Here is a 775-nt window from a genome sequence, read left to right on the forward strand (position 1 = left end):
CCCGGCAGCGTGCGCGGCACGGGACGGCCCGGGAACGCGCGCGCCACCGCGTCCCGTTCGGCGGGGACGGCGGTGGCGATGAGAACGCGCATGGGGTGGCTCAGTCGTCCTTCTTCTTCACGATGCCCGGTCCTTGCGACCGTGCGCGGCGCCGGGTTCTGACCGTGCGGACGCTCAGTCGTCCGTCTTCTTCTTCACCTTGAACGTCCACAGGCCGTACGCCTTCTTGCCGTCGCCCTCGACGATCGTGACGGTGCCGGTCGAGGACTGGCCGCCGTACTGCTCGTTGAAGAAGACGTTCCCCGGGATGGTCGTGTACGTCTTCTTGCTGGACTCGGTGATCCGCTGACCGTTCAGCAGGAACGTCCAGCCCTTGTCGGCCACGGCCGGGTCGACACCGAAGCGGACGGTCTCGTCCGGGTCCACCTTCACGGTCTTGGCGTCGCTCGTGTCCTTGAGGCACTTCTGGAGCGCCGCCGTGCCGAGGGCGTGCCCGTCGTCGTAGCAGGTGGCCTCCGAGTTCACCGAGGTCGTACCGGTCGTCACGGTGGCCAGCGGGGTCGGCTTGTCGCAGGCCGACAGGGCGAGGAGACCGGCGGACACGGCGCCGATGGCGGCCACGGCGCGGCGGCGGTTGGCCGGGAAACGCGGGGAGGTCATGGGGGGCAGGCTATATGGCTCCCGCCACGCGCACCCGCGCGGGGGTACGGCGTGCCGTAGCCGCCGACGCGCCGTCAAGGAGCCGCGAAAGCCCTGACGGTACGGGGCCGGGCGG

1 protein-coding gene and 1 pseudogene are annotated in these 775 nt (G+C 70.7%); both read right to left on the minus strand.

Annotated elements, in window-relative coordinates:
- A pseudogene (locus SSBG_RS36175) lies at window positions 1-92 on the minus strand (futalosine hydrolase); the annotation flags it as partial.
- An 82-nt stretch (window positions 93-174) separates the two neighbouring features.
- Window positions 175-660, minus strand: a complete 486-nt coding sequence (locus tag SSBG_RS16475) for a hypothetical protein (RefSeq protein WP_008747229.1) — start codon at window positions 658-660, stop codon at window positions 175-177.
- Window positions 661-775: the final 115 nt, after the last annotated feature.

The sequence above is a fragment of the Streptomyces sp. SPB074 genome, from assembly GCF_000154905.1.
Lineage (GTDB): Bacteria > Actinomycetota > Actinomycetes > Streptomycetales > Streptomycetaceae > Streptomyces.

Excerpts from the sequence above, each read along its gene's own strand:
- SSBG_RS16475 (WP_008747229.1), bottom strand. The coding sequence starts at position 660 with ATGACCTCCCCGCGTTTCCCGGCCAACCGCCGCCGCGCCGTGGCCGCC.